Raw genomic sequence first — 25,287 nt, forward strand, 5'->3', positions numbered from 1 at the left:
ACGCCCTGTGACATTGGTTCGCTCGCAGGCTCGCTCACGGCCCGTCGATGCCCGGTCGCCAGCTTTCCGGCCGTCCGCTGTCGGTGAGCACGGGCTGCCACAGGGCGAAGCCGTCGGGCGCGTCCGGGCTCCACGGCCACCTGCCCTGCGGCGTGGCCACGATCAACTGCAGCGCGGGGAACTCCCCCGACGGGTACAGCAGGAACGCGGTGCCCAGGAACTCCGGGTAGTGCCCCTTGTGCACGCGCTCCACGACCGCGGGCACCCCGTCGAAGAAGTCCAGGTACGGCAGGCCGGGGAAGAACCGCTCCCCCGCCGCCGCGCGCCGGACGTAGCGATCGATGACCGGGCGGGCCATGTCCACCGGCAGCCCGATGACCACCAGCTCGGGCGCGCCGAACCGGCGCCACGCGCCGACCGAGAACGCGTACGGCGCGCCGTGCTCGTCGCCCGCGATCTCGACGACCGCGTGGCCGTCGGCGTCGGCGGTCCGCAGCAGCCACTGCCGCAGGTTCTCGTCGTCGGCGGTGACACCCCGCAGCGGCACGCCGATCAGCCGACTTCGGCCATCACGTCGTCGGAGACGTCGAAGTTGGCGTACACGTTCTGCACGTCGTCGGAGTCCTCCAGCGCGTCGATCAGCTTGAATATCCTGCGCGCGCCGTCGGCTTCGAGTTCGACGGTGACCGAGGGCAGGAAGCTCGCGTCGGCGGACTCGTAGTCGTAGCCCGCGTCCTGCAGCGCCTTGCGGACCGCGACGAGGTCGGTGGGCTCGGAGACGATCTCGTAGCTCTCGCCGAGGTCGTTGACCTCCTCGGCGCCCGCGTCCAGCACGGCCATGAGGACGTCGTCCTCGGACAGGCCGTTCTTCGGCAGGATCACGACACCCTTGCGGTTGAACATGTACGCCACCGAACCCGGGTCGGCCATCGAGCCGCCGTTGCGCGTCATCGCGGTGCGTACCTCGCCCGCGGCGCGGTTGCGGTTGTCGGTCAGGCACTCGATCAGCACGGCGACGCCGTTGGGGCCGTAGCCCTCGTACATGATCGTCTGCCAGTCGGCGCCGCCCGCCTCCTCGCCGCCGCCGCGCTTGCGGGCGCGCTCGATGTTGTCCTGCGGCACCGAGTTCTTCTTCGCCTTCTGGATGGCGTCGAACAGCGTCGGGTTGCCCTCGGGGTCACCCCCGCCGGTGCGCGCGGCGACCTCGATGTTCTTGATCAGCTTCGCGAAGAGCTTGCCACGCTTGGCGTCGAGGGCGGCCTTCTTGTGCTTGGTTGTCGCCCACTTTGAGTGGCCGCTCATCTCTCCTCCGTCGTCCTGCGAGATCCCGATTCGTGTCCGCGGACGATGTCCACGAAGAGGCGGTGCACCCTGAGGTCACCGGTCAGTTCCGGGTGGAACGCGGTGGCCAGCACGGCGCCCTGCCGGACGGCGACGATCCTACCGGCGGCGGCGCCCGCGGCCGTGGTCTCGGGGACCGTGGCGAGCACCCGCACCGCCGGCGAGCTGGACTCGACCCAGGGGGCTCGGATGAACACCGCGTGCACCGGGCCGCCGTCGACACCGGCGAAGTCCAGGTCCGCCTCGAAGGAGTCGACCTGCCTGCCGAAGGCGTTGCGCCGCACGATCAGGTCGAGGCCGCCGAGCTGGTGCTGGTCGGGGCGGCCGTCGAGAACCTTCTCGGCCAGCAGGATCATGCCCGCGCACGAGCCGTAGGCGGGCATCCCGTCGGCGATCCTGGCGCGCAGCGGGGCCAGCAGCCCGAAGGTCTCCAGCAGCCGGGACATCGTGGTGGACTCCCCGCCGGGCAGCACCAGTCCGTCCACTTCGGACAGCTCGGACTCCCGGCGCACGGGGAGCACGCGGGCACCGCCCGCCGTGAGGGCCGCGGTGTGCTCGCGCACGTCGCCCTGCAGCGCCAGCACACCGATCAGCGGTCGATCAGCGGACACCCTTGGCCTTCCTTCCACATCCGGCCGGTTCACCAGCCTAGTCGGGCGTTCGCGCGCGGGTCAGGACACCCCGACCAGCCGCAGCAGCGCGACGGTGGCCGCCGCGACCACCACGACCGCGATGAACGGCGCCTTGCGCCAGGCCAGCACGCCGCCGACCAGGACGCCCGCGGGCAGCGCCCAGCCCGCGAACCCCTGCCCCTTGGCCAGGGCGGACGTCGCGACCAGGGCGACGAGCAGCACGATGGCGGCGGTCGAGAGCAGCTCGCGGACGTGGTCGGGGATCGTCACCCGGTCGCGCAGCAGGGTGCCGCCGAACCGGAACGCGAAGGTGCCCACCGCGAGCACCAGGATGGCCACCATGGTCATGTCGATTCCCCCACGGGCGCGCGGCGCGGCACGGCCAGCAGGCCCAGCAGCGCGAGCAGGACCGGCACGCCCGGCGGCACGAACGGGGTCGTGGCCAGCGCGATCACCGCGCCGAGCACGGCGGGCCGCAGCTTGCCCGGCTCGCGCAGCGCGGGCAGCACCAGTGCGAGCATGACGGCCGGGAACACCGCGTCCAGGCCGAGCGCGTCCGGGTCGCTGACGAGCTGCCCCGCGACGGCGCCGCCGAACACACCGATGTTCCAGGCCACGAACAGCGACGCGCCGCACGCCCAGTAGGCCGCCCGGGCCCGCACCGGGTCGCGCTGGGCCATCGCGAACGCCACCGACTCGTCGACCATCAGGTGGCTGCCGATCACCCGCGCGGGCAGGCTCCGACCGACGACGTCGCCGATGGCCAGCCCGAACGGCAGGTGGCGGGCGTTGAGCAGCAGGCCGCCGAGCACGGCGGCCACCGGGCTACCGCCCGCCGCGACCACGCCGACCGCGAGATACTGCGAGCCGCCCGCGAAGACCAGCAGGGACATCGCCACGGGCACCCACAGCGGCTGCCCGGCGGCCACCGCGATCGCCCCGAACGACGCGCCGTTGACCGCCGCCGCCGCCGCGATCGCCAGCACGCCACGCCACAGCTCGGCATCGAGTGTTCGCCAGATCGAACGCATAGCATCGTATCCTGAACACACCTCGGGCGTTCGTCAAGGCGAACGCGGGGACCGTCACAGCGAACGGGAGAGCGATGGAGCAGCGGGGAGCACCCCTGGAGGTCATCGCGCACTCGCTGCGCCGGGAGCGCGACCGGGTCGGGCTGTCGCTGAGCGAGCTGGCGAAACGGGCCGGGATAGCGAAGTCGACCCTGTCGCAGCTCGAATCGGCCAGCGGCAACCCGAGCGTGGAGACCCTGTGGGCCCTCAGCGTCGCCCTGGACGTCCCGTTCAGCAGACTGGTCGAGCCGCGTCGACCGAAAGTGCAGGTGATCCGCGCGGGCGAGGGGCCGGGGGTGCACTCCGAACGCGCCGACTACGTGGCGACCCTGCTCGCCTCCTGCCCACCCGGCGCGCGGCGGGACATCTACCTGATCACGGCCGAACCGGGCAGTCGGCGGGAGTCCGATCCGCACATGCCGGGGGTCGTGGAGCACGTGGTGATGGGGGCGGGGCGGGCGCTGGTGGGGTTGATCGAGGACCCGGTGGAGGTAGGCCCCGGCGACTACATCGCCTACCCGGGCGACGTGCCGCACGTGTTCGAGGCCCTGGAACCGGGAACGGCCTGCTGCATGGTCTCCGAACACGTGTGAATGGACCCGAGAAATGTCGGTGGCCGGGTCTAGCCTGAATTCATGACAGAGCACGCACCCGACGACTGGCCCGGAGCGGGGTCAACCGACTCTCCAGCCGACCCGCTCAGCCTCTTGGCGGCCCTAGAGCGCCAGCACGTGGAATTCGCTGCTGGACCGAGCATGGCCGAAGTCCTCGCCAGAGCCGACCGTCTGCGCGCCGGCGGCATTCCGCGCGAGAACATCGCCGCCGATATCCGCGCCGACCGCGAGGAGCGCGCTAGTTGAACCCCCGTTCGTCCTCGACGCATCCGCACTGGTCGAGGTACTCGCGGCCACCAATCCCAATGCCGCGCTGTTCCGCCGAGTACTGACCGGAACCGCGTTCGCACCCGAGATCATCGACCTGGAGACGTTGAACTCGGTCCGCAAGTACCTGTTCCGCGGCGCGATTGCCGAGCAAACGGCGGCAGGGGTGGCCCAGAACCTGCAAGAGATCCCCATTGCGCGTTCCCCGCACCGCTCACTGCTGCCGCGGGTCTGGGAACTCCGACATTCGATCACGCCGTATGATGCCGCGTACATCGCGCTCGCCGAGAAACTCAAGATCCCGCTGGTCACCTGCGACGCCAAGCTGGGCGGGTCCAACGGCCACCACGCCGAGATCGAGGTCTACCCCGCGTCGTGACGGGCGATCCGGCGTCCACAGTGGACGCCGGACCACCACGAGGTCACCAGCCGCGGTCGGCGAGGCGGTGGGGTTCGGGGATGTCGTCGACGTTGATGCCGACCATGGCCTCGCCCAGGCCGCGCGACACCTTGGCGATGACGTCCGGGTCGTCGTAGAAGGTGGTGGCCTTGACGATGGCCTCGGCGCGCTGGGCCGGGTTGCCGGACTTGAAGATGCCGGAGCCGACGAACACGCCCTCGGCGCCGAGCTGCATCATCATCGCCGCGTCGGCCGGGGTGGCGATGCCGCCCGCGGTGAACAGCACGACCGGCAGCTTGCCCGCCTTCGCGACCTCACGGACCAGCTCGAACGGCGCCTGCAGCTCCTTGGCCGCCACGTACAGCTCGTCCTCGGGCAGCGACGTCAGCCGAAGCAGTTCGCCGCGGATCTTGCGCATGTGGGTGGTCGCGTTGGACACGTCGCCGGTGCCCGCTTCGCCCTTGGAGCGGATCATGGCCGCGCCCTCGGTGATCCGCCGCAGGGCCTCGCCGAGGTTGGTGGCGCCGCAGACGAAGGGCACCGTGAACTTCCACTTGTCGATGTGGTTGGCGTAGTCGGCCGGGGTGAGGACCTCGGACTCGTCGATGTAGTCGACGCCGAGGGACTGCAGGAGCTGCGCCTCCACGAAGTGGCCGATGCGCGCCTTGGCCATGACCGGGATGGACACGGCCGCGATGATCCCGTCGATCAGGTCCGGGTCGCTCATCCTGGCCACGCCGCCCTGCGCGCGGATGTCGGCGGGGACGCGCTCCAGCGCCATGACGGCGACGGCGCCCGCGTCCTCGGCGATCTTGGCCTGGGTGGCGTCGACCACGTCCATGATCACGCCACCCTTGAGCATCTCCGCCATGCCGCGCTTGACGCGCACGGTGCCGGTCTCCTGGGCGGGGCTGGTGGTCTGTGCGTCGGACACTGTGCGGCCTTTCAGGTTCTCTTCGGTGGGCTGACCACAGCCTACGGCGAATGTGGCCCGCTCTCAGCAGCCAATCCCGACCGATCTCGGCAGTCCACTTGCCGCTCGCGTTACCCCGTGTGGATGGCCTCCGACCGGTCGGGGTTGTCCCCGCCGGAGACAAGGTGTGAGATCGAACACACATAACGCCGAGCGGGAGCCCCGGCGGCTCCCCGACCACGTGGGAGGTGGGCGACATGGGGAGCAAGCACTCCGAGAACGGCCATGCCGAGACCGGTGTCGCAATGGACGACCCAGGCAAGGTCCGCAACATCGTCCTGGTCGGCCCCTCCGGCTCGGGCAAGACGACGCTGACCGAGGCCCTGCTGACCGCGGCGGGCGTGTTGACCAGGGCGGGCTCGGTCACCGATGGCACCACCGTGTGCGACCACGACCCGGCGGCGGTGCGCCAGCAGCGCTCGGTCGGCCTGTCGGTGGCGCCGCTCGTGCACGACGGGGTGAAGATCAACCTGATCGACACCCCCGGCTACGCGGACTTCGTCGGCGAGCTGCGCGCGGGCCTGCGCGCCGCGGACGCCGCGCTGTTCGTGGTGTGCTCGGCCGAGGGCGTCGACGCGACGACCACCGCGCTGTGGCAGGAGTGCGCCGCCGTCGGCATGCCGCGGGCGCTGGTCATCGCCCGCCTCGACCATCCGCGGGCCGATTTCGCCGGTGAGCTGGCCTCCTGCCAGGACGCGTTCGGCGCGGGCGTGCTGCCGCTCTACCTGCCCTCTGCCGACGCCAAGGAGCTGTTCGGGCTGATCTCCGAGCGGGTGTTCGACCACGCGGACGGGCACCCGCCGACCGTGCGCGAGCCGAGCGCGGCCGAGCTGGACCGGGTCGGCGCGGCCCGCGACGAGCTGCTCGAAGGCATCATCGCCGAGAGCGAGGACGAGTCCCTGATGGACCGCTACCTCGCGGGCGACGACATCGACACCGACACGATCATCGCCGACCTGGAGACCGCGGTCGCCCGTGGCTCGTTCCACCCGGTGTTCCCGGTGTGCGCGCAGACCGGCGTCGGCCTGGCCGAGCTGCTGGAGGCGCTGTCCCGGGCGTTCCCGTCGCCGCTGGAGCACCCGCTGCCCCCGGTCACCGACCCGCTGGGCAGGCCGCACGCGGCGATCACCGCCGACCCGAACGGGCCGCTGGCCGCCGAGGTCGTGCGGACCGCGGTCGACTCCTACGTCGGCCGGGTGTCGCTGGTGCGGGTGTTCTCGGGGACGCTGCGCCCCGAGCGCGCGGTGCACGTGTCCGGGCACGGCCTGGCCGACCGCGGCCACGAGGACCACGACGTCGACGAGCGGGTCGCGCACATCTACTCCCCGCTGGGCGCCACCCTGCGCGAGGTGCCCTACTGCGTCGCGGGCGACCTGTGCGCGCTGACCAAGATCGGGTCGGCCGAGACCGGGGACACGGTGTCCGCGCCGGAGGACCCGATCCTGATGACGCCGTGGGCGATGCCCGAGCCGCTGCTGCCGGTCGCCGTGGTCGCCAAGACCCGCAGCGACGAGGACACCCTGGCGCGCAACCTGGGCAGGCTGGTCGCGGGCGACCCGACGCTGCGCCTGGAGCGCAACTCCGAGACCCACCAGCTCGTGCTGTGGTGCATGGGCGAGGCGCACGCGGAAGTGGTGCTGGCCCGGCTGCGCGCGGGCGGCGCCGAGGTCGACACCGAGCCGGTGAAGGTGACGCTGCGGGAGACCTTCGCCGGGCCCGCGCGCGGGCACGGCAGGCACGTCAAGCAGTCCGGCGGACACGGCCAGTACGCGGTGTGCGACATCGAGGTCGAGCCGCTGCCCACCGGCAGCGGATTCGAGTTCGTCGACCGGGTCGTCGGCGGCTCGGTGCCCCACCAGTTCATCTCCAGCGTGGAGAAGGGCGTGCGCGCCCAGCTCGACCGCGGCCTGCAGGGCACCCACCCGGTTGTCGACATCCGGGTGACGCTGGTCGACGGCAAGGCCCACAGCGTCGACTCCTCCGACGCGGCGTTCCAGACCGCCGGGTCGCTCGCGCTCAAGGACGCGGCGGGCAACGGGGGCATCGCGCTGCTCGAACCGGTCGACGAGGTGCACGTGCGGCTGCCCGACGAGCACCTGGGCACCGTCCTCGGCGACCTGTCCGCGCGCCGCGGCCGGGTGCTGGGAACCGCGGCCGAGGACGCCGGGTACAGCGTCATCCACGCGGAGGTGCCCGCCGCCGCGCTGCTGCGCTACGCCATCGACCTGCGCTCGCTGACCTCGGGCGCGGCGAGCTTCACCCGCGACTTCACCCGGTTCGACCCGCTGCCGGAGGCCCTGGCCGCCCAGTACGTCTAGGACGCGCCGAGGAAGGCGAGTACCCGCTCGCGCACCAGTGCGGCGGCGTCCGGGTCGTACGACGGCAGGGAGCTGTCGGTGAAGAGGTGCTGGTCGCCGGGGTAGAGGAACAGCTCGGCGGCGGCCGCGTCGACGAGCGCCCGGGCGGCGTCGATGTCGCCGTCGCCGACGAAGAACGGGTCGGTGTCCATCGCGTGCACCTGCACCGGCACCCCGGCAGGCCACGCGGGGCTGAACTCGGACACCGGGACGCAGGCGTGCAACAGCAGCGCACCGCGCGCGCCCGCCCGGGTCTGCGCCAGGCACTGGGCCGCGAGCACGCCCAGGGAGAAACCGGCGTACACCAGCTCGGCGGGCAGCCCGTCGACGGCCTCGGCGCCGCGCGCGACGACCTCGCCGAAGCCGATCTCCTGGGCGTGGCCGACCCCCTCGGCCACGGTGTCGAAGGTGCGGCCCCGGAACAGGTCGGGTGTGTGCACGGTGTGCCCGGCGCCGCGCAGTTCGTCGGCGAAGGCGAGCACGCCCGGGGTCAGCCCGTGCGCGTGGTGGAAGAGCACTACCTCAGCCATGTCAACACTCCATCCCCTGGATTCGAACGGTTTAGCGGACCGCGCGCAGCATCCCGTCCCACGCCTGGCCCACGACCTCGGGCAGCAGGTCGGCGAGCTGCACCGGGTAGACGGTCTCGTCGGTGGCGCGCAGGTCGTCGGCGCTCCACCAGCGGTGTTCGGCGATGGTGCGTGCCTCCAGCTCGGTGAACCCGGCGGTGTCGACCTCGGCGCCCTCGGGCAGGTCGGCGACGAAGAACCACTCCTCGCCGTCGTAGCTGCGGCCCGCGAAGCTGAACGCGACCCGTCGCCGCCACACCGGCCCGACCAGGACGTCGGCCGCGACCTCGATCCCGGTCTCCTCACGCAGCTCGCGCGCGGCGGCCGAGCGCAGGTCCTCCCCCGGTTCGACGCCGCCGCCCGCGGTGAACCAGAACGTCACGTCGGCGCGGCCGGGGTCGCGGCCGTGGAAGAGCAGCACGCGGGCCCGCGCGTCGAGCAGCAGCACCCTGGCCGACGGCCGCGGGCGCGGGAGGTCGTCGGCGGGCGTGGGCTCGGCGATCTCCAGGTACTGCGGCTTCGGCGCCGTGCCCGCGAGCTTGAGCCAGCGCACGGCGCGGCGGCGGCGCTGGGTCAGGGTGTCGCGCACGGCGTCACCGTGCACGCGGCGCGCGATCATCACCCGGTGCTCGGCGTCGACCAGTTCGGCGGCCAGCGCCAGGGCGAGCGCCTGCCGGTCGACGCCCGCGAGCAGCCTGGTCAGCTCGTTCTCGGCGGCCTCGCGGTCGCCGCGGGGGGCGCGTTCGGCCAGGTCGGCGACCACGCGCAGCCGGTCGGCCGGATCGTGGTCGAGGACCCCGGACACCGCGCGGGCCACCACGGCACGCCGGGCCAGCGCGGCGTCGAGGGCGGCCCAGGCGGCGTCGGTGCGCACGTGCAGCCGGTCGAGCCGGTTCGCGGTGCCGACCAGCCAGACGCCGATCACGGCGACGGTGGTCAGCACCAGGACCAGGATGGTGATCTCCCAGCCGGTCACGACACCTCACCCACTCCCCTCGGGTCCGCGGCGACGGCCTGCTCGTAGACCCGCAGCACCTGGTTCGCCACCACCGACCAGTCGAACGCCGCGACCCGCCGCTCGGCCGCCGCGACCAGGTCCGCGCGGCGGTCGCGGTCGGCGAGCACCTCGCGCAGCCCGGCGGCCAGCGCCCGCGGGTCGCCGACCGCGGTGAGCACGCCCGCGCGGCCGTCGTCCAGCACGCGGCGGAACGCGTCGAGGTCGCTGGCCACCACCGCGGCGCCCGCCGACATGGCCTCGGTGAGGATGATCCCGAAGCTCTCCCCGCCGGTGTTGGGCGCGCAGTAGACGTCGACGCTGCGCAGCGCGCGGGCCTTCGTGGCGTCGTCGACCTGGCCGAGCAGGTCGAGCCGGTCGGCCAGTTCGGGCCCGGCGGCGCGGCGCAGTTCGGCGTCGTCGCCGCGGCCGACGACGAGCAGCCGCAGGTCGGGCCGCTCGTCCAGGAGCAGCCGCAGCGCGTCGAGCAGCACGGCCATGCCCTTGCGCGGTTCGGTGTAGCGGCCGACGAAACCGACCGTGCCGCCCGCGCGCGGATAGCCGTCGAGCGGGTCGGCGTCGCGGAAGAAGGCCACGTCGACGCCGTTCGGGATCTCCACCGCGTCGCCGCCGAGGTGCTCCACCTGCACCCGACGGGCCAGCTCGGACACCGCGATCCGGGCGGTGATCTTCTCCAGGAACGGCTGCAGGACGAGCTGGAACGCGCTCAGCGTGCGCGAGCGAGGGGTCGAGGTGTGGAAGGTGGCCACGATCGGGCCGTCGGCGATCAGCAGCGCCAGCATGGACAGGCTCGGCGCGGTCGGCTCGTGCAGGTGCAGCACGTCGAAGTCGTGGTCGCGGACCCAGCGGCGCACCCGAGCGTAAGACACCGGGCCGAACGACAGCCGGGCCACGGAGCCGTTGTACGGGATGCCGACCGCGCGGCCCGCGGGGCGGACGAAGTCGGGCAGCGGGGTGTCCTCGTCGGCGGGGGCGAGCACGTCGACATCGTGGCCGATCGCGCGCAGCGCCCTGGCCAGGTCGAGCACATGGGCCTGCACCCCTCCGGGGACCTCGAAGGAGTACGGGCAGACGACCCCGATCCTCACCGACGCTCCCGGGGTTCCTCCTTGACGGCCAACGCCTCCTGGCGGGCGGCCGACAGGTCCGAGATCCACAGGTGCTGCAGCATGTGCCAGTCCTGCGGGTGGGCGGCGATGTCGGCGGCCAGCACGTCGGCGAGTGCCTGGGTGGCGGCGGCGATCTGGCGGACGCCGCCGACCCGCAGCGGCGGGTGCAGGCGCAGGCCCCAGCCGTGCTCGGTGAACCACAGGCCCGCGGGCAGCAGTGTCGCGCCGGTCCGCGCGGCCAGGTAGGCCGGGCCGCCCGGCATCCGGGTCTGCTCGCCGAAGAAGGTCACCGGGATGCCGGTGCGGCTCAGGTCGCGGTCGGCGACCAGGCACACGATCCCGTTGTCGCGCAGCCGGTCGGCGAGGATCGCCGACGCGGGCCGGGCGCCGCCCGCGGCGGGCAGGATCTCGAACCCCAGCGACTCGCGGTAGGCGACGAACCGTTCGTAGAGCGACTCCGGCCTGAGCCGTTCGGCGACCGTGGCGAACTTCCCGTGCTCACCGACGAGCCACACGCCCGCGGCGTCCCAGTTGCCCGAGTGCGACAGCGCCAGGACGACGCCATTGCCCTCGGCCAGCGCCGCCGCGAGGTTCTCCTTGCCGGTGACCTCGGCGTCGATCGCGCCGTGGATGGCGGTGTGGTCCATCGACGGCAGCCGGAACGCCTCCAGCCAGTACCGCGCGTAGGACCGCAGGGACTGCCGCACCAACTCGTCCAGCTCGGCCGGGCCCGCCTGCGGGACGACCCGGGCGAGGTTGGCGCGCAGCCGCAGCGTGCCCGGGCCCGCGCGGCGGGCGGCGAGGTCGGCGCCGAACCGGAACAGCGCCCGGGCGACACCCGCGGGCAGCACCCGGACCAGCCGCCAGCCCGCGGTGTAGCCCCAGATCGCGAGGCGGTCGCCGATCCTCATGTGGTCTCCTCCAGCGCCGAGCGGCGGACCGCGAGCAGCCGTTGCGCGACGGTCGCGAGCGACCCGGCGGCGAGCACCCACAGCGCGACGTGCAGCGCGTACGGCACGCCGAGGCCGGTGAGCCCGGTGCCGACCAGGGTGATGATGAGGCGTTCGGCGCGCTCGACCAGACCGCCGTCGGCCGCGAGCCCCGACGCCTCGGCGCGCGCCTTGACGTAGGAGATCACCTGCGCGGACACCAGGCAGATCAGCGCCGCGACGGCCAGCGCGCGGTCCTGCGCTACGACGAACAGGTACCAGACGATGCCGCAGAACAGCGCCCCGTCGGCGATCCGGTCGCAGCTCGCGTCGAGCACGGCGCCGAACCGGGTGCCCCCGCCCAGCGCGCGGGCCATGGCGCCGTCGATCAGGTCGAACATGGCGAAGCCCCACACCACGAACGTGCCCGCGAGCAGGTGTCCGGTGGGGAACAGCCACAGCGCGCCCGCCACGGCGCCCGCCGTGCCGAACAGGGTCATCCCGTTGGGGGTGAGCCCGATCCGAACCATCCACGCCCCGACCGGATCGGTGGCGCGCGAAACCGAGGCACGAGCGAAGATGTTCAGCATGAGGACGTCGACTGCACCTAACCGGCGGGACGATCTGGCCCGGGCAGCCTAACCGGCCGCACCCGCGAGCGCCGTCGCCACCCGCCGTCCGACCCGAGTTGTCCAGCGCGGCCGTGTGGCCCTCGCGCGGCCGCCGTGACGATGCCGTCGTGCCGAGTCCCGCTCCTGGGTGCGTGCTTGACCCACGACCGCTCAGCAGCCCACGCCGAGTTCGCGGTTGCCCGGGAGGGTCTTGTCCGGGTCGAGGCCGCCGAGGACGGCGACGCTGATCTCGCCGAGCACGCGCACCTGGTCCGGGGTCAGCCGGTCGAACAGGTTCTCGCGGACAGCGGTGACATGGCCGGGCGCCGCGGCGGCGAGGGCGGCGAACCCGACATCGGTGAGCACGGCCAGGGAGCCGCGCTTGTCGGTCGGGCAGTCGCGGCGTTCGACCCAGCCCGCGTGCTCCAGGCGGGCGACGGCGTGCGAGAGCCTGCTCCGCGACGACCCGCGCAGCCCGGCCAGTTCGCTCATCCGCAGCGTGCGGTCCGGCGCGTGCGAGAGCACGACGAGGATCTCGTAGTAGGTGTAGGGCATCCCGGAGTCGCGCTGGAGTTGCCGGTCCAGGTGGTCGTTGAGCGCGCCAAGCATCGTGACGAAGGTCCGCCACACGTCCTGCTCGTCCGCCGACAGCCACCGGGTCTCAGCCATGACCCCAGTCTACCTTCTTGTTGAACTCTCAACATCGGTGACAACGCTACGCCAGGACTGACTCAGTCGGTCACGGACTCAGTCGGTCACGGACCACGCTTCGGCGAGCAGCGCGCGGGTCTCGCCCAGAAGCTGCGGCAACACCTTGGTGTGGCCGACGACGGGCATGAAGTTGGCGTCGCCGCCCCAGCGCGGCACCACGTGCTGGTGCAGGTGGGCGGCGATGCCCGCGCCCGCGATGACGCCCTGGTTCATACCGATGTTGAACCCGTGCGGCGCCGCGACCCTGCGGGCCACGAGCATCGCCCGCTGGGTGAACTCGGCCAACTCGACGGTCTCGGCGGCGGTGAGCGCGGTGTAGTCGGCCACGTGCCGGAAGGGCACCACCATCAGGTGGCCCGGGTTGTACGGGTAGAGGTTGAGCACCGCGTACACCCGCTCGCCCCTGGCGATGACGAGCGCGTCCGCGTCGTCGAGGTCGACCAGGGTGCAGAACGGGCACCCGGCCGCGTCGTCGTCCTGGGGCTTGTTCTCGCCGCGGATGTAGGCCATCCGGTGCGGTGTCCACAGCCGCTGCAGGGCGTCGGGAATCCCCACCCCGTCCTGGGCGACGAGTTCGGGCTCCTCGGAGCGCACGGCAGCGGCCATGGCGCGATCCTAGTAGCGGCCGGCGCGCGGTCAGCCCGCGAGCATGCCCCGCATCCGGCGGATCTCGTCGGTCTGCTCGGCGATCACGTCGTTGGCCATCTCCTGCACCCGCACGTCCACGCCCGCCTGCTGCACCGTGGTCGCCATGGTCAGCGCGCCCTCGTGGTGGGTGATCATCAGCCGCAGGAACAGGGTGTCGAACTCCGCGCCGGTGGCCGCCTTGAGCCGCGCCAACTGATCGGCGGTCGCCATGCCGGGCATGTCGTGGCCCCGGTGTCCGCCGTGGCCGCCGTGGTCCGCGCCGACGGTGGGCTTGCCGTGCTGGGCGAGCCAGCGGTTCATCGCGTCGATCTCGGGCTGCTGGGTGTTGGCGATCCGGTCGGCGAGGCCCTTGACCTGCGCGTTCTGGCCGCGTTCGGGGACCAGCGCGGTCATCTCCACGGCCTGCCCGTGGTGCACGATCATCATCTGCACGTACTCGGCGTCGGCGTCGTTCGGCTGGACCGTCGGCACCCCCGCCGCGGCCTCGTCGGCCGACAGGGTCTTGTTGGACTCGCCGGGTTTCCCCGGCTGCAGCACGGGATTCGGCGGTGGCCCCGATTCCGCGCACGCCGCGGCACCGGCCGCCACCAGCACACCCGCGAGCACGGCCGCCACCGTCCGCCGCCACATCATCGGAACACCCCTCACCAGCCAGGACACGGAAGCCGATGCCGAACCTACCTTCGGTCGGCGAATACCGACAATGACGGAGCGCACTGGTGAAAACATGCTTCGAAAGTAGCTGGTTACCGCGCAACCGAAGGGTCATACTGCGGATTCCCGACTCCACGAGAGGGGTACGCAGCGTGCCTTCCACCCGACGCGACTGGCGCCGCCGGGCGCCCGTGGCAGTTCTCGGAGCAGCGGCGATCACCTTGACCACACTGCTCGCCGTGCCCGCCGCGGGCGCACAGGGTTCGACCCCCGCCGCGGACGAGATCGTCACGAGCCCCAACGTCAAACACCTCGCCAACATCCCCGCCACGGCGCCGCTCGCGGGCACCGGATCGCTGGGCAGCGACCTCGCGTTCACCGGCGACTACGCCATCGCGGGCAACTACCTCGGCTTCACGATCTACGACATCAAGAACCCGCGGCAGCCCGCGATCACCAGCCAGGTGCTCTGCCCCGGCTCGCAGAACGACGTGTCGGTGACCGGGAACCTGGTCTTCCTGTCGACCGACTCACGGCGCAGTGACAACTCCTGTTCCTCGGTCGCCCAGAACGACGGCACCAAGCCGTACTGGGAAGGCATCAAGGTCTTCGACATCAGCGACAAGCGCAACCCGCGCTACGTCACCGCGGTCGAGACCGACTGCGGGTCGCACACGCACACGCTGGTGCCGGACAAGCGCGGCAAGGACGTCTACCTGTACGTCTCGTCCTACAGCCCGGCGGCGTCGCTGTCGAAGTGCCAGCCGCCGCACGACAAGATCTCCATCGTCAAGGTGCCACTGAAAAACCCGGCCTCGGCCGCGGTCGTGGCCACCCCGAACCTGTTCCCCGACGGCGGCAACCCCGGCAAGCCGGGCAGCATCGACACCGGCCTGGTGACCGCCACGAGCGGCTGCCACGACATCACCGTCTACCCGTCGAAGAACCTGGCGGCGGGCGCCTGCATGGGCGACGGCGTGCTGCTCGACATCGCCGACCGGGAGAAGCCGCGGGTGATCCACCGCGTGCAGGACGACGCCTACTTCGCGTTCTGGCACTCGGCCACGTTCAACAACGACGGCACCAAGGTGATCTTCACCGACGAGCTCGGCGGCGGCGGCGCGGCCACCTGCAACGCCAAGATCGGCCCGACCCGCGGCGCCGACGGCATCTACGACATCACCGGCCGCGGCGACGCGCGCAGGTTGGAGTTCCGCAGCTTCTACAAGATCGGTCGGCACCAGACCGATCAGGAGAACTGCGTGGCGCACAACGGTTCGCTGCTGCCCGTGCCCGGCCGCGACATCATGGTCCAGGCGTGGTACATGGGCGGCACGCAGCTCATCGACTTCACCGATTCGACCGCCCCGAAGGAGATCGGCTTCTTCGAGCGCGGCCCGGCGGCCATCCCGGCCGAGAGCGGCGGCTCGTGGTCGTCGTACTACTACAACGGCTTCATCTACTCCTCGGACCTGGGCAAGGGCCTGGACGTGCTGGAGATCAACGACCCGCGGACCGATCCCGCGAAGTCGGTGCGGCTGACCGAGCTGAACGTGCAGACGCAGAACCGCTTCTGAGACCAGGCTTTCCCGACCGGGCCCCGCGGCACTCGCCGCGGGGCCCGCGTCGTCAGGTGATCACGGCGCAGCGGCACCGGGTCGGTGAAACTCAACGCGCGGACCCGGTACCGCTACGGCCGCTGAGGGCTCAGACGGTCTCGACGACCTGGTCGTAGGTCAGCCGCGGGCTGCGCTGGAACCAGGCGTCGGGGCCGGGGTTGCCGATGTTGACCACGACGAGCGAGTGCTTGCGGCCGTCCGGGAAGAACTCCTTGTCCACGCCCTTGGCGTCGAACCCGGTCATCGGCCCGGCGGCCAGGCCCGCGGCGCGGACGCCGAGGACGAAGTAGCCGACCTGGAGCAGGGCGTTGAGCCGCGCCGCCTCGATCCGGCCGGACTCCTCGGCGAAGAAGTCCTTGGCGTTGGGCAGGTGTGGGAACACCGTGGGCAGGTGCTCGTGGAAGTCGATGTCGGCGGCGAGGATCGCGACCAGCGGCGCGGCGACGGTCTTGGCCCGGTTGCCCTCGCTCAGCTGCGCGCCGAGCCGCTCGCGTGCCTCGTCCGACCGGACCAGGAGCACGCGCAGCGGCTGCATGTTCATCGACGTCGGCGCCCACTTGACCAGTTCGTAGATGGCCCGGACCTGCTCCTCGGTCACCGGCTCGGCGGAGAAGGTGTTGGCCGTGCGCGCCTCCCGGAACAGCAGGTCCTGCGCCTCCTCGGCCAGGGCGAGGGTGCTGGTGTCCGCTTGAGTGCTCATGGGTCGTGCTCCCCTGGTTGATCGTTGGGCATTCGCCCACGTCAACCTAGTTGAGAGCTTGACTATTCCTGCGACGCTGTGACGCCCGTCACGGCGACGCGGAATCGTGCTCGACCAACTCGGTAGGGCAGGGCGATGCGACGATCTGGTCGTGACAGCGCACCTGCCTAGCTGGCCGAGCACGAAGCCGACCCACGGTTCGGTCGTCCTTCGGGAGTTCACCGACGCGGACCTGCATCTGGCCGTCGAGCTGGGAGCCGACCCGTATGTCCCGCTCATCGGCAGCCTGCCCGCGCTACCCACGACTCGGCAGGCGCTGGACTGGATCGAGCGACAGCGGGGCAGGCCGGCCGAAGGAATCGGGCTGTCCTTCGCCATCGCCGATGCTGCTTCGCAGCCACCAGGAAATCGGCGGAACCCGCCGCGACATGCTCCTCTACGCGACGACGCGGTCCTGACGACGCACTGGTCTTACGAGATGCGCTCGGTGAGCCAGGCGACGGCGAGCGGATAGCGGTACTCGATGGCGCCGTGCTTTCCGGGGAACAACTCGAAGTGCACCGCGTCGTCGGCGACCCCGGCGGCTTCGAGTGCCCTGCGGAAGGCCACCGCGCCGAAGTCCAGGTGGTACTCGTCCTTGTCGCCCGCGTCGATCCAGATGGCCTTGAGCGAGCGGAGGGCCTCGGCGAAGTGCGGCTCGGCGGCCATCCTGACCGGGTCCCGACCGAGCCAGCGGTCCCACACCTGGGGAATCGTGACGCCGATGTCGTCGAACGGCAGTCGCACGGTTCCGTCGTCGTCGGCGGAGTAGCAGGCGGCGTAGCCGTACATCTCGATGAGGTCGAAGTCGGTCTCCTTGGTGCCGACGATCCGGCCGCCGCGGAAATCGGCGACGAAGTCTTCGTACGAGCCGTCGTAGTTGTCGCGCAGCAGTCGCGCGACCTTCGGGAACTCGGTCTGGTAGCAGACTTCGAACAGCGCGTCCCCGGCGTGCGTGGCCAGGGCGCCGAACACGTCCGGCCGCAGCATCGGCGTGATCATCGCGCCGTACCCGCCGCTCGACTTGCCGGTGATCGCCCGGTGGCCTGCCTGCGGCAGGGTCCGATAGTGCTGGTCCACCCACGGAACGACCTCGTCGCACAGGTACGAGTGATAGCGCCCGGTACCGGGCGAGTCGAGGTACTGGCTGCCGCCGACCGACGTCCAGGAGTCCACGTAGACGATCACCGCGGGCGGCGCCTCGCCCCTGGCGAAGACCCCGTCGGCCAACTCCGGGAACGGCTGCCGCCACGGGGTTCGGTTGCGCCACATCGCGATGTGCCCGGTGTAGCCCATGATCACGTAGATCGTGGGGTAGCGGCGGTCGAACTCGTCGTAACCCGGCGGCAGGTAGACCCAGAGCGGCCGCTCGTGCGGATCCCCCAACGGATTCCCGCGCAGCAGCTCGCTGGTGATCACGTGCTCATCGATCCGTCCGGCGAGCTCAGCCGACCACGGCAGCATGCGATCTCCTTCAGTGAGTCCGTCTCCGCAGCCTATTTCACGTCGCCGCACGCCCACGGTTCCCAGTGCCGCACGAGCCGAGCCGATCGAAGGGCGGCGGACAAGACGCGGTCCGCCACGAGATCGAGCGGCACCCGGTGCCCGAAAAGGCAACGCGCACCACGGCCTCGATGCCTGATCGCCTGTCCGTCAGCCGCCTGAACACGGGCGACGCGCCGCTAGCCTCGCAACGACATCCGGGCAGCGCGCCCCGCCAGCGGGACGAATCGCCCCCGGGTCGAGCGGGGCGGACATCGTCCTGAAAGGACCCCACACTCCGTGTCCCACTCCTCGCACCGCGGCTGGCTGGTCGCGGCCGGGCTCTCGGCTCTCCTGCTGACCGCGGCCGTGGCCGTGCCCGCCCTGCGTGATCCGGGGCCGCCGCCCGCCTCGTCCACCGCCCAGAACCGCACGATCGCGGCGCCGACCTCGACGGCCACCGCGATCCCCACCGCCACAACGACAACGAGCGGCACAACAACCACCGGGTCCACCACCATCACCACCACCACGACCACCACCACCGCGACCACGACTTCCACGGCGACCTCCACAGCGACGCGGACGAAGACCACCGGTCCCACGACTGCCCCACCGCCCGCCACCCCGGCCTCGCCGGAGACGGCCGTGCTCGCCCTGGTCAACCGCGAACGCGCGGCGGCGGGATGTCCGGCGCTGCGCTGGGACGACCGCATCGGGTCTGCGGCCCGGGCGCACAGCGTGGACATGGCCACCAGGAACTACTACAGCCACACCTCGCTGGACGGCCGGGGCCCCGCCGACCGGATGAGGGCGCAGGGTTACCCCAAACCGGGCGGCGAGAACATCGGGGCGGGCTACCGCACCGCCGAGGCGGCGGTGAAGGGCTGGATGGACAGCTCCGGGCACCGGGCCAACATCCTCGACTGCCGGTACCGGGCCCTCGGCGTCGGTGTCGGCAGGGGCGGGAAGTGGGGCGTCTACTGGACCCAGAACTTCGGGTTCTGACGGTCCGCCCGCCCACGACCAGCGACGATCCCCGCGCCCAAGATCAGGATTGGTCCGGTTTCACCCGAGATCGAGCCGTCGAGCCATGTCCGAGAGGAACACACCAGTGGGGTCGACCCGTCGACGAGTAGCGATCCAGGCGTCGATCCGCGGGTACATGGAGTGGAACACGTCCGCCGTCGTCCGCGAATCCTTGCCCGTATACAACCTTCCACCCATTTCCAGGACACGTTGATCGAGGGCAGTCAGGAACTCCTTCAAGCCGGCCTTGACCGGGAAGTCGACGGTGATGTTCCAGCCCGCGGTGGGAAAGGACAGCGGAGCCTTGTTTCCCTTTCCGAACAGTTTGAAGACATTCAGTCCACTGTAGTGACCTGAAGCCTGAATATCGCGAATGACCTGCTTGAATTCCTCGACCGAGGTCATCGGGACCGTGAACTGATACTGGACGAAACCATGGGAGCCGTAGGCCCGGTTCCAGTCGCCGAACAGGTCCAACAGGTGATAGAAGCCGGTCAGGTTCTTGATCTGGCCGGTGTAGTCGCCCCCCATGCGATAATAGACCTCGCCGACCAACCACAGTGTGTACTTGTTCGCCAACCCGTTCGGGAAGACGTCAGGAAGGTTGAGCAGGGTCGGGGCATCGAATTTCAGCGGATTCCGGGCAAGCTTGGCAGGCAGTTCATCCACCTTCGCGAGCCTGCCACGAGAAAATGATCCACGGCCGAGCTTGGGCGGCTTCGAGATGGTGTCGAACCATCCGGCAGCGAACTCGTGGCCGTTTTCCCAGCCGTTTTGGTGGAGTTCGATCGTCTCGTCGAGAGACCGCGTGCGCGCCCCATCCGCCAGGAAGTAGGCGGTTTCCGTCCGCTCCATCAGGATTTTGGCCCGCAGGACGATCCCGGTGAGCCCGATGCCGCCGATCGTGGCCCAGAATATCGACCCATCCGGGTCGTGTCGGGATCCGTCCGGTGTCAGCACCAGAATGTCACCGGATGCGCCGAGAAGCGTCATCTCAAGGACATGGTTTCCGAAAGACCCGGTGGTGTGGTGGCTCTTCCCGTGGATGTCGTGGGCGATGGCTCCACCGATTGTCACCTGCCGCGTTCCCGGCAGCACGGGAACCCAGAGACCGAACGGCAACGCCGCTTTCATGAGCGATTCGAGAGAAACACCCGCCTCGACATCCGCGATACCGGTGTCGACGCTGATCGAATGAATTCGATTGAACAGAGTCATGTCCACGACTACGCCACCGGAATTCTGGGCGGACTCGTTGTAGGACCTGCCCAAACCGCGGGCAATAATACCCCGGCGAAGGTGCGATGGCTTGTCTTCGTTGACGGTGGCCACATCCGAGACCGCTTTGGCCACTACCTCGATGTCCGCGGTTGTCAGCACGTAGCTTGTCGTCGGCGCGGTCCGGGACCACCCGGTCAACTGCCGCTTATCCAGCCGCACACCGCTGATCATCGCATTTGTCGACACAGCGGGCATCTTACCTGGTTCCGAACCGGCGGCCGGCTGTTCCAGGATTCGATTCGATGCCCGGTAGTACTCCGGGTCGCCGGGACGCGCCGTCAGCGCCCGCCCCAGTCGTCGCGGTTGTGGGCACCGCGCCGGATGGCGCACGATAGGGGGACTGCCTGACGATACGGCCGCAGTGGTGAGGAAGGCCGGGGTATGCGCATCGCGACCGAGACCACCGGGCCGCAACCCGTGCATCGGGTGCTCGTCGTGGACGACGACGCGCGGGTACGCACCGTGGTGGTCTGGCAGTTGGAGGCCGACGGCTTCCTGGTGAGCGAGGCGCCGGATGGCCAGACCGCGCTGGACACCATCGTGCGGCAGCGCCCCGACCTGATCGTCCTCGACCTGTCGCTGCCCGGGGTGGGCGGACTGGACGTGCTGCGCCGGGTCCGGGCGGGCGAGACCGGCGAAGCCGCGCTGCCGGTCATCGTGCTGTCCGGGCGCAGCGGTGAGACCGACCGGATCGTCGGCCTCGATCTCGGCGCCGACGACTACCTGGTCAAGCCGTTCTCACCGGGTGAACTGGCCGCGCGGGTGCGCTCCGTGCTGCGCCGGGCCGTGCCTGCGTCGAAGAAGACGCCGCGGGAGACGACCACCGTGGTGACCGGCGTCCGGGTGGACCCGGTCAGCCGTGAGGCCACTGTGGACGGTCAGCTGGTCGAGCTGACCGCCAGGGAGTTCGATCTGCTCGCGTTCCTGTCCACGCATCCGAGGCAGGTGTTCACCCGGGCGCAACTGCTGCGGCAGGTGTGGGTGAGCTCGTCGGGGTGGCAGAGCGAGGCCACGGTCACCGAACACGTACATCGGTTGCGGCACAAGCTGGGCGGCGCGTCGACCCCGGTGCGCACGGTGCGCGGTGTCGGCTATCGCTGGGAGCCATCGTGAGCGAGCTGGTGAGCGAGCTCGTGAGCGAGTCCCGAGCCCTCGGTGTGGCGACGTGAGTACCGAGATCGCCGGGATGCTGGGGCTCGACCACGCGGACAGTGTCGCGCTGCTGCGCAGGCAGACCGAGATGCTGGAGCTGATCGCGGACGGTAGGCCGCTGACCGACGTGCTCACCGGTATCGCGGCCACCCTGGAGGAGTTGGTCCCGGAGTGCCGCTGTTCGGTCCTGCTGCTCGACCCGTTGTCGGCGACGCTGCACCACGGCGCGGCGCCGTCGCTGCCGGATTCCTACTCGGCCGGTGTCGACGGCATGGCGATCGGCGCGGACGCCGGTTCGTGCGGGACAGCGGCGTATCTCGGGCTGGCGGTGGTGGCCGAGGACATCGACACCGATCCGCGCTGGGTCGACTTCCGCGACCTGGCGCGGCGGCACGATCTGCGGGCCTGCTGGTCCACCCCGATCCGGGGTCGCTCCGGGGTGCTGGGCACCTTCGCCGTCTACCACGCCCGCACGCACCGGCCCTCGCGCCGGGAACAGCGGCTGGTGGCGCAGCTCACCCACCTCGCGTCCGTGGCGATCGAGCACGACCGGCTGTTCGGCGCGCTGGCCGAGAGCGAGGAGCGATTCCGGCGGGCGTTCGAGGACAACGCGATCGGCATGGCGCTCACCGACCTGGACCGAGCGCTGGTCCGGGTCAACGGCGCGATGCGCGAACTGCTCGGCCGGACCGACGCCGACCTGATCGGCGCCGACCTGGACACCCTGTTCAAGCCCATCCTCGGCACCGGGCCCGCGGGCGAACCGCGGGCCCACTACGAGGCCACCGCCGAGACCGCGGACGGGCGAACACTCGATCTCGCGGTGGCCATCTCGCCGGTGCGTGGTGCGGCCGGGGTGCCGGTGCACCTGAGCGTGAACGTCCTGGACGTCACCCAGCGGCGCGCCGCGGAAGGCGAACGGCGACGACGCCAGGAAGCCGAGTTCGCCCGCACGGCGGCCGAGGTGGCCAGCCGCGCCAAGTCCGACTTCGTCTCCGCGCTCGGCCACGAGTTGCGCACCCCGTTGCAGGCGATCACCGGGTTCACCGAGTTGCTCGGCACCCTCGACCTGCCGCCGGAGCGCCGCATGGCCGCGCTGGAGCACATCGGGTCGGCAAGCGCGCACATCCTCGCGATGGTCGACGACGTGCTCGACGTGGCCAGGATCGAGGCCGGTGCGCTCCCGGTGCAGCTCACCGATGTCGCGCTGGGGCCGTTGGTGGCCGACGTGCTCGCCATGCTGGAGCCGCTCGCCGCTGCCGAGCGGGTGCGGGTGCGGTGCGCGGCCGCGGACGTGGTGGTTCGAGCGGACGGCAGGCGGCTCAAGCAGGTGCTGCTGAACCTGGTCGGCAACGCGATCCGGTACAACCAGGCGGGCGGCACGGTGCTGGTGTGCGCCGCGCCTGCCGGTGGCGACGTGGTGGTGACCGTGCGCGACAGCGGGGTCGGGATCGCCGAGGAACACCTCGATCGGCTGTTCACCCCGTTCGACCGCCTCGGTGCCGACCGCGATGAGGGTGTCGGCCTGGGGTTGCCGCTGGCCAGAGGGCTGGTCGAGGCGATGGCGGGCAGGCTCCAGGTGGACAGCACGGCCGACGTCGGCACGACGGTCACGGTGACGTTGGCGGCAGTACCGGCGCGTTGAGCGTCCGTTGATAGTCCGTTGGGTTCGCTGTGACACGGCTCACCCACGCTGGGCACTGTGGGTGAGCAGCAGGCGCGGCGTGGTGCCGACACCGTCGCAACGGTGTTGCGCGGGCATGCCGAGCGCACACCGGATGCGCCGTTCCTGCTCTTCGAGGCGGAGCCGGGCACCGTGTCGGCGACGAGCTACGCCGAGCAGTACGAGCGGGCCGGGCGAACCGCTGCTGCCCTGGCCCGGCACGGGGTCTGCCGTGGAGACCGGTTCTGCGTCCACCTGCGGAACCGGCCGGAGTTCTACGACCTGTTCTTCGCCGCGGCCGTGCTCGGCGCGACCATGGTGCCGACCAATCCGCTGTCGACGGCGGAGGAGTTGGACTACCTGCTGTCGCACTCCGGGTGCCGACTGGTGCTGACCCAGTCCGAGCTGGTGGACACGATCCGCGAGGCCGGTCGCGAGCGCACCGTGCTCGATGTCGACCAGCCGTGGGTCGGCGAGCCGGACCCGCGCACGCCGGGCGCGGACCCCGCACCGACCGACCCGCTGTGTGTGCTCTACACCTCGGGCACCACCAGCCGCCCCAAGGGCGTGCTGGTCTCGCACGCCGCCTACCTGCACGTCGGGGACGTCGTCGCCGGGCACCTGCGGCTGCGCCCGGACGACCGGCAACTCGTCGTGCTGCCGCTGTTCCACGGCAACGCCCAGTACTACTCGACGATGTCGGCACTGGTGACCGGCGCGTCGATCGCCCTCGCGCCCCGGTTCTCGGCCAGTCGCTGGTCGGCGCAGGCAACGGAGATGGCGGCGACGGTGGCGAGCCTGTTCGCGGCGCCGATCAGGATGATCCTCGCCGCCCGACCGTCCACAGCGGACTCCACGCACCGGTTGCGCACGGTGTTGTTCGCCCAGAACGTCAGCGACGCCCAGCTCGAAGAGTTCGAACGGCGCTTCGGCGTGCCCCTCGCCCAGCTCTACGGCATGACCGAGACGGTGGTGCCACCGACCATCAACCCCCTCTACGAGCGGCGGGTGGGGACCTCGATCGGCAGGCCGGTGCCCTCCGCGCGGCTGCGGGTGGTCGACACCGACGGGGCGGACGTGGTGCCTGGCAGGCCGGGAGAACTGCTGGTGCACGGTGTGCCGGGCCACACGATGATGTCCGGCTATCTCGACGACCCGGCCGCCACCGCCGCGGTGCTGCGCGACGGCTGGCTGTCCACAGGCGACACCGTGCGGGTGGACGAGCACGGCTACCTGTACTTCGTCGACCGCCGCAAGGACATGATCAAACGGGCCGGGGAGAACGTCGCGAGCGGCGAGGTCGAGCGGGTGGTGGACGCCCATCCAGGGGTGTTCCAGTCGGCGGCTGTCGGTGTGCCGGACGCCATGCGCGACGAGGCGATCGTGGTGTTCGTGGTGCGCAACCCCGGTTCGGCGGTGACCGACGCCGAGCTGATCGGCCACTGCCGCGAACGGCTGGCCACGTTCAAGGTCCCCGATGCCGTCGAGTTCGTCGACGACCTGCCGAGAACCTCGGTCGGGAAGATCCAGAAGAACCTGCTCAAGAGGAGTCGCAGATGACCACGACCCAGCCGGCGCCCGCGTCGGCCGCAACCGGACACACCGGCCTGACCTTCAAGCAGGCCGTCGGCAGGCGCCGCTCGATCCGCTTCTTCAAGCCCTACCAGCCGGTGGACAAGGGCAAGGTGCAGAAGGTCTTGGAGGCCGCGCGGCTGCAGTCCCAGCACGGCAACGCGGTGCTGATCCGCAAGGCTGTCGTCGTCTACCGCGACGAGACCGACCAGGAGACCTTCGCGGGACTGTGCGAGGCGATGTACAACCAGCCCGCCGCGGCCCAGGCGCCCTGCCACATCTACTGGACCATCGACATGTCCGGCTGGGACGAGCTCAAGCCCAGCCTGCTCAAGCTGATCGAGGTCGGCGCGCTGACCTCCAGCTACGGCTGGAGCGAGCAGTTCATCGACGACATCGTGATGAAGACGCCGGACTTCAACGTGCTGGCGGGCGACCGCACCTTCGCCGAGTGGCTCTCCGCGATCGAGACCGGCCTGGCGATGGGTGCCGCGTTGCTGGCGGCCCAGGACGAGGGACTCGGCACCGCGCTGCTCACCGGACAGCGGGCCAGGATCGGTGAACTGCTCGGCATGCCGGAGAACACCACGGTCGCGCAGATCCAGTTGCTCGGCTACCCGGCGGAAGGCGAGGAGGCGGGCGGCCAGCGGCCGAGGCCGGACTTCGAGCAGCTCTACTTCGAGGGCCGGTGGGGCAACCCGATGCGCCGCGACCCGGCCGTGGTGGCCGAACTGGAGGACGCGGGCATGATCCAGGCCGCGGCTCCGCTGGCGCACCGACGCCAGGAAATCCGTGCCATGGCAGCGATGTTCGGCCTGCCCGAGTGAGACCGGCGGGGGCGGCGACGGTG

27 protein-coding genes and 1 pseudogene are annotated in these 25,287 nt (G+C 71.0%); 10 read left to right on the plus strand and 18 right to left on the minus strand.

Translation table 11 applies throughout. From position 1 onward, the window contains the following. Positions 1-34 precede the first annotated feature (34 nt). Genes ACT4N7_RS02670 through ACT4N7_RS02690 form a run of 5 tightly spaced genes read right to left on the minus strand, consistent with a single transcriptional unit; the run spans position 35 to position 3,004 of the window. On the minus strand, positions 35-541 hold the full coding sequence (locus tag ACT4N7_RS02670; RefSeq protein WP_444827042.1) for a DUF4262 domain-containing protein: 507 nt from the start codon (positions 539-541) through the stop codon (positions 35-37). A gap of 11 nt (positions 542-552) precedes the next feature. Further along, positions 553-1,302: a YebC/PmpR family DNA-binding transcriptional regulator gene (locus tag ACT4N7_RS02675; protein ID WP_444826938.1), complete on the minus strand. Its 750-nt coding sequence runs from the start codon at positions 1,300-1,302 to the stop codon at positions 553-555. Further along, the gene (gene pdxT / locus ACT4N7_RS02680; RefSeq protein WP_444826939.1) at positions 1,299-1,952 is read right to left on the minus strand and encodes a pyridoxal 5'-phosphate synthase glutaminase subunit PdxT; all 654 of its coding nucleotides are present in this window, start codon (positions 1,950-1,952) and stop codon (positions 1,299-1,301) included. Before pdxT ends, ACT4N7_RS02675 begins: the two co-directional genes overlap by 4 nt. A gap of 60 nt (positions 1,953-2,012) precedes the next feature. Further along, positions 2,013-2,321, minus strand: a complete 309-nt coding sequence (locus tag ACT4N7_RS02685; RefSeq protein ID WP_444826940.1) for an AzlD domain-containing protein — start codon at positions 2,319-2,321, stop codon at positions 2,013-2,015. Then, the gene (locus ACT4N7_RS02690; RefSeq protein ID WP_444826941.1) at positions 2,318-3,004 is read right to left on the minus strand and encodes an AzlC family ABC transporter permease; all 687 of its coding nucleotides are present in this window, start codon (positions 3,002-3,004) and stop codon (positions 2,318-2,320) included. Before ACT4N7_RS02690 ends, ACT4N7_RS02685 begins: the two co-directional genes overlap by 4 nt. A gap of 74 nt (positions 3,005-3,078) precedes the next feature. On the opposite strand from ACT4N7_RS02690, the gene ACT4N7_RS02695 reads away from it, so the two are divergent. Beyond that, positions 3,079-3,636: a helix-turn-helix domain-containing protein gene (locus tag ACT4N7_RS02695; RefSeq protein ID WP_444826942.1), complete on the plus strand. Its 558-nt coding sequence runs from the start codon at positions 3,079-3,081 to the stop codon at positions 3,634-3,636. Between the two features lie 232 nt (positions 3,637-3,868). Further along, positions 3,869-4,303, plus strand: coding sequence for a type II toxin-antitoxin system VapC family toxin (locus tag ACT4N7_RS02700; protein ID WP_444827043.1), 435 nt, complete (start codon positions 3,869-3,871; stop codon positions 4,301-4,303). 43 nt (positions 4,304-4,346) lie between these two features. Here ACT4N7_RS02700 and pdxS read toward each other — a convergent pair whose 3' ends face one another. Next, complete coding sequence (pdxS, locus tag ACT4N7_RS02705) at positions 4,347-5,258, minus strand: pyridoxal 5'-phosphate synthase lyase subunit PdxS (protein WP_444826943.1); 912 nt, start codon at positions 5,256-5,258, stop codon at positions 4,347-4,349. Positions 5,259-5,494: 236 nt separating this feature from the next. Here pdxS and ACT4N7_RS02710 point away from each other — a divergent pair, with 236 nt between their 5' ends. Next, positions 5,495-7,615 carry an elongation factor G-like protein EF-G2 gene (locus tag ACT4N7_RS02710; RefSeq protein WP_444826944.1) on the plus strand — a complete coding sequence of 707 codons (2,121 nt, stop codon included), beginning with the start codon at positions 5,495-5,497 and terminating at the stop codon, positions 7,613-7,615. On the opposite strand, the gene ACT4N7_RS02715 is transcribed toward ACT4N7_RS02710, so the two are convergent. The 9 genes and pseudogenes from ACT4N7_RS02715 to ACT4N7_RS02755 all read right to left on the minus strand — a co-directional run bounded on the left by ACT4N7_RS02715 (position 7,612) and on the right by ACT4N7_RS02755 (position 13,879). Next, complete coding sequence (locus tag ACT4N7_RS02715) at positions 7,612-8,184, minus strand: dienelactone hydrolase family protein (protein ID WP_444826945.1); 573 nt, start codon at positions 8,182-8,184, stop codon at positions 7,612-7,614. The two genes, ACT4N7_RS02710 and ACT4N7_RS02715, sit on opposite strands and share 4 nt — an antisense overlap. Positions 8,185-8,215: 31 nt before the next feature. Continuing rightward, positions 8,216-8,731, minus strand: a complete 516-nt coding sequence (locus tag ACT4N7_RS02720; protein WP_444827044.1) for an NUDIX hydrolase — start codon at positions 8,729-8,731, stop codon at positions 8,216-8,218. Then, positions 8,714-9,199, minus strand: a pseudogene (locus ACT4N7_RS02725) (exopolyphosphatase); the annotation flags it as partial. The gene ACT4N7_RS02720 and the pseudogene ACT4N7_RS02725, both read right to left, overlap by 18 nt. Next, a complete protein-coding gene (locus ACT4N7_RS02730; RefSeq protein WP_444826946.1) occupies positions 9,196-10,326 on the minus strand; it encodes a glycosyltransferase family 4 protein in 1,131 nt (376 codons plus the stop codon). The pseudogene ACT4N7_RS02725 and the gene ACT4N7_RS02730, both read right to left, overlap by 4 nt. Continuing rightward, positions 10,323-11,258 carry a phosphatidylinositol mannoside acyltransferase gene (locus ACT4N7_RS02735; RefSeq protein ID WP_444826947.1) on the minus strand — a complete coding sequence of 312 codons (936 nt, stop codon included), beginning with the start codon at positions 11,256-11,258 and terminating at the stop codon, positions 10,323-10,325. Before ACT4N7_RS02735 ends, ACT4N7_RS02730 begins: the two co-directional genes overlap by 4 nt. Further along, entirely contained in the window at positions 11,255-11,866 is a 612-nt protein-coding gene (pgsA, locus tag ACT4N7_RS02740; RefSeq protein ID WP_444826948.1) for a phosphatidylinositol phosphate synthase, read from the minus strand. Before pgsA ends, ACT4N7_RS02735 begins: the two co-directional genes overlap by 4 nt. 192 nt (positions 11,867-12,058) lie before the next feature. Then, positions 12,059-12,556 (minus strand): MarR family winged helix-turn-helix transcriptional regulator, encoded by a 498-nt coding sequence (locus ACT4N7_RS02745; protein ID WP_444826949.1) that lies wholly within the window; start codon positions 12,554-12,556, stop codon positions 12,059-12,061. Positions 12,557-12,634: 78 nt separating this feature from the next. After that, entirely contained in the window at positions 12,635-13,204 is a 570-nt protein-coding gene (locus ACT4N7_RS02750; protein ID WP_444826950.1) for an HIT family protein, read from the minus strand. A 30-nt stretch (positions 13,205-13,234) separates the two neighbouring features. Then, entirely contained in the window at positions 13,235-13,879 is a 645-nt protein-coding gene (locus ACT4N7_RS02755; RefSeq protein ID WP_444826951.1) for a DUF305 domain-containing protein, read from the minus strand. Between the two features lie 236 nt (positions 13,880-14,115). On the opposite strand from ACT4N7_RS02755, the gene ACT4N7_RS02760 reads away from it, so the two are divergent. After that, positions 14,116-15,477: an LVIVD repeat-containing protein gene (locus tag ACT4N7_RS02760; protein ID WP_444827045.1), complete on the plus strand. Its 1,362-nt coding sequence runs from the start codon at positions 14,116-14,118 to the stop codon at positions 15,475-15,477. A 130-nt stretch (positions 15,478-15,607) separates the two neighbouring features. Here the strand turns inward: ACT4N7_RS02760 and ACT4N7_RS02765 are convergent, their stop codons facing one another. Further along, on the minus strand, positions 15,608-16,219 hold the full coding sequence (locus ACT4N7_RS02765; RefSeq protein WP_444826952.1) for a malonic semialdehyde reductase: 612 nt from the start codon (positions 16,217-16,219) through the stop codon (positions 15,608-15,610). 151 nt (positions 16,220-16,370) lie between these two features. On the opposite strand from ACT4N7_RS02765, the gene ACT4N7_RS02770 reads away from it, so the two are divergent. Beyond that, positions 16,371-16,733 carry a hypothetical protein gene (locus tag ACT4N7_RS02770; RefSeq protein WP_444826953.1) on the plus strand — a complete coding sequence of 121 codons (363 nt, stop codon included), beginning with the start codon at positions 16,371-16,373 and terminating at the stop codon, positions 16,731-16,733. Here ACT4N7_RS02770 and ACT4N7_RS02775 read toward each other — a convergent pair. Then, a complete protein-coding gene (locus ACT4N7_RS02775) occupies positions 16,691-17,722 on the minus strand; it encodes an alpha/beta hydrolase (RefSeq protein ID WP_444826954.1) in 1,032 nt (343 codons plus the stop codon). The two genes, ACT4N7_RS02770 and ACT4N7_RS02775, sit on opposite strands and share 43 nt — an antisense overlap. 318 nt (positions 17,723-18,040) lie before the next feature. Between ACT4N7_RS02775 and ACT4N7_RS02780 the strand changes: the two genes are divergently transcribed. Next, entirely contained in the window at positions 18,041-18,748 is a 708-nt protein-coding gene (locus ACT4N7_RS02780; RefSeq protein ID WP_444826955.1) for a CAP domain-containing protein, read from the plus strand. Positions 18,749-18,808: 60 nt separating this feature from the next. Here ACT4N7_RS02780 and ACT4N7_RS02785 read toward each other — a convergent pair whose 3' ends face one another. Next, positions 18,809-20,221, minus strand: coding sequence for an FAD-binding protein (locus ACT4N7_RS02785; protein WP_444827046.1), 1,413 nt, complete (start codon positions 20,219-20,221; stop codon positions 18,809-18,811). Positions 20,222-20,431: 210 nt separating this feature from the next. Here ACT4N7_RS02785 and ACT4N7_RS02790 point away from each other — a divergent pair, with 210 nt between their 5' ends. From ACT4N7_RS02790 to ACT4N7_RS02805, 4 genes are read left to right on the plus strand one after another with little or no spacing between them, the layout of a single operon-like run. After that, positions 20,432-21,163 (plus strand): response regulator transcription factor, encoded by a 732-nt coding sequence (locus ACT4N7_RS02790; protein WP_444826956.1) that lies wholly within the window; start codon positions 20,432-20,434, stop codon positions 21,161-21,163. 52 nt (positions 21,164-21,215) lie between these two features. Continuing rightward, positions 21,216-22,847 carry an ATP-binding protein gene (locus ACT4N7_RS02795; RefSeq protein WP_444826957.1) on the plus strand — a complete coding sequence of 544 codons (1,632 nt, stop codon included), beginning with the start codon at positions 21,216-21,218 and terminating at the stop codon, positions 22,845-22,847. A 57-nt stretch (positions 22,848-22,904) separates the two neighbouring features. Further along, positions 22,905-24,425 (plus strand): class I adenylate-forming enzyme family protein, encoded by a 1,521-nt coding sequence (locus tag ACT4N7_RS02800; protein ID WP_444826958.1) that lies wholly within the window; start codon positions 22,905-22,907, stop codon positions 24,423-24,425. Next, positions 24,422-25,264: a nitroreductase family protein gene (locus tag ACT4N7_RS02805; protein ID WP_444826959.1), complete on the plus strand. Its 843-nt coding sequence runs from the start codon at positions 24,422-24,424 to the stop codon at positions 25,262-25,264. The genes ACT4N7_RS02800 and ACT4N7_RS02805 overlap by 4 nt, the downstream gene beginning before the upstream one ends. Positions 25,265-25,287: the final 23 nt, after the last annotated feature.

It is taken from the genome of Actinokineospora sp., from assembly GCF_052390155.1.
Classification (GTDB): Bacteria; Actinomycetota; Actinomycetes; order Mycobacteriales; family Pseudonocardiaceae; genus Actinokineospora.

Excerpts from the sequence above, each read along its gene's own strand:
- ACT4N7_RS02690 (WP_444826941.1), bottom strand. The coding sequence starts at position 3,004 with ATGCGTTCGATCTGGCGAACACTCGATGCCGAGCTGTGGCGTGGCGTG.
- ACT4N7_RS02755 (WP_444826951.1), bottom strand. The coding sequence starts at position 13,879 with ATGATGTGGCGGCGGACGGTGGCGGCCGTGCTCGCGGGTGTGCTGGTG.
- ACT4N7_RS02785 (WP_444827046.1), bottom strand. The coding sequence starts at position 20,221 with ATGATCAGCGGTGTGCGGCTGGATAAGCGGCAGTTGACCGGGTGGTCC.
- ACT4N7_RS02745 (WP_444826949.1), bottom strand. The coding sequence starts at position 12,556 with ATGGCTGAGACCCGGTGGCTGTCGGCGGACGAGCAGGACGTGTGGCGG.
- ACT4N7_RS02715 (WP_444826945.1), bottom strand. The coding sequence starts at position 8,184 with ATGGCTGAGGTAGTGCTCTTCCACCACGCGCACGGGCTGACCCCGGGC.
- pgsA (WP_444826948.1), bottom strand. The coding sequence starts at position 11,866 with ATGCTGAACATCTTCGCTCGTGCCTCGGTTTCGCGCGCCACCGATCCG.
- ACT4N7_RS02685 (WP_444826940.1), bottom strand. The coding sequence starts at position 2,321 with ATGACCATGGTGGCCATCCTGGTGCTCGCGGTGGGCACCTTCGCGTTC.
- ACT4N7_RS02710 (WP_444826944.1), top strand. The coding sequence starts at position 5,495 with ATGGGGAGCAAGCACTCCGAGAACGGCCATGCCGAGACCGGTGTCGCA.
- ACT4N7_RS02750 (WP_444826950.1), bottom strand. The coding sequence starts at position 13,204 with ATGGCCGCTGCCGTGCGCTCCGAGGAGCCCGAACTCGTCGCCCAGGAC.
- ACT4N7_RS02695 (WP_444826942.1), top strand. The coding sequence starts at position 3,079 with ATGGAGCAGCGGGGAGCACCCCTGGAGGTCATCGCGCACTCGCTGCGC.
- ACT4N7_RS02765 (WP_444826952.1), bottom strand. The coding sequence starts at position 16,219 with ATGAGCACTCAAGCGGACACCAGCACCCTCGCCCTGGCCGAGGAGGCG.
- ACT4N7_RS02675 (WP_444826938.1), bottom strand. The coding sequence starts at position 1,302 with ATGAGCGGCCACTCAAAGTGGGCGACAACCAAGCACAAGAAGGCCGCC.
- ACT4N7_RS02790 (WP_444826956.1), top strand. The coding sequence starts at position 20,432 with ATGCGCATCGCGACCGAGACCACCGGGCCGCAACCCGTGCATCGGGTG.
- ACT4N7_RS02775 (WP_444826954.1), bottom strand. The coding sequence starts at position 17,722 with ATGCTGCCGTGGTCGGCTGAGCTCGCCGGACGGATCGATGAGCACGTG.
- ACT4N7_RS02805 (WP_444826959.1), top strand. The coding sequence starts at position 24,422 with ATGACCACGACCCAGCCGGCGCCCGCGTCGGCCGCAACCGGACACACC.
- ACT4N7_RS02735 (WP_444826947.1), bottom strand. The coding sequence starts at position 11,258 with ATGAGGATCGGCGACCGCCTCGCGATCTGGGGCTACACCGCGGGCTGG.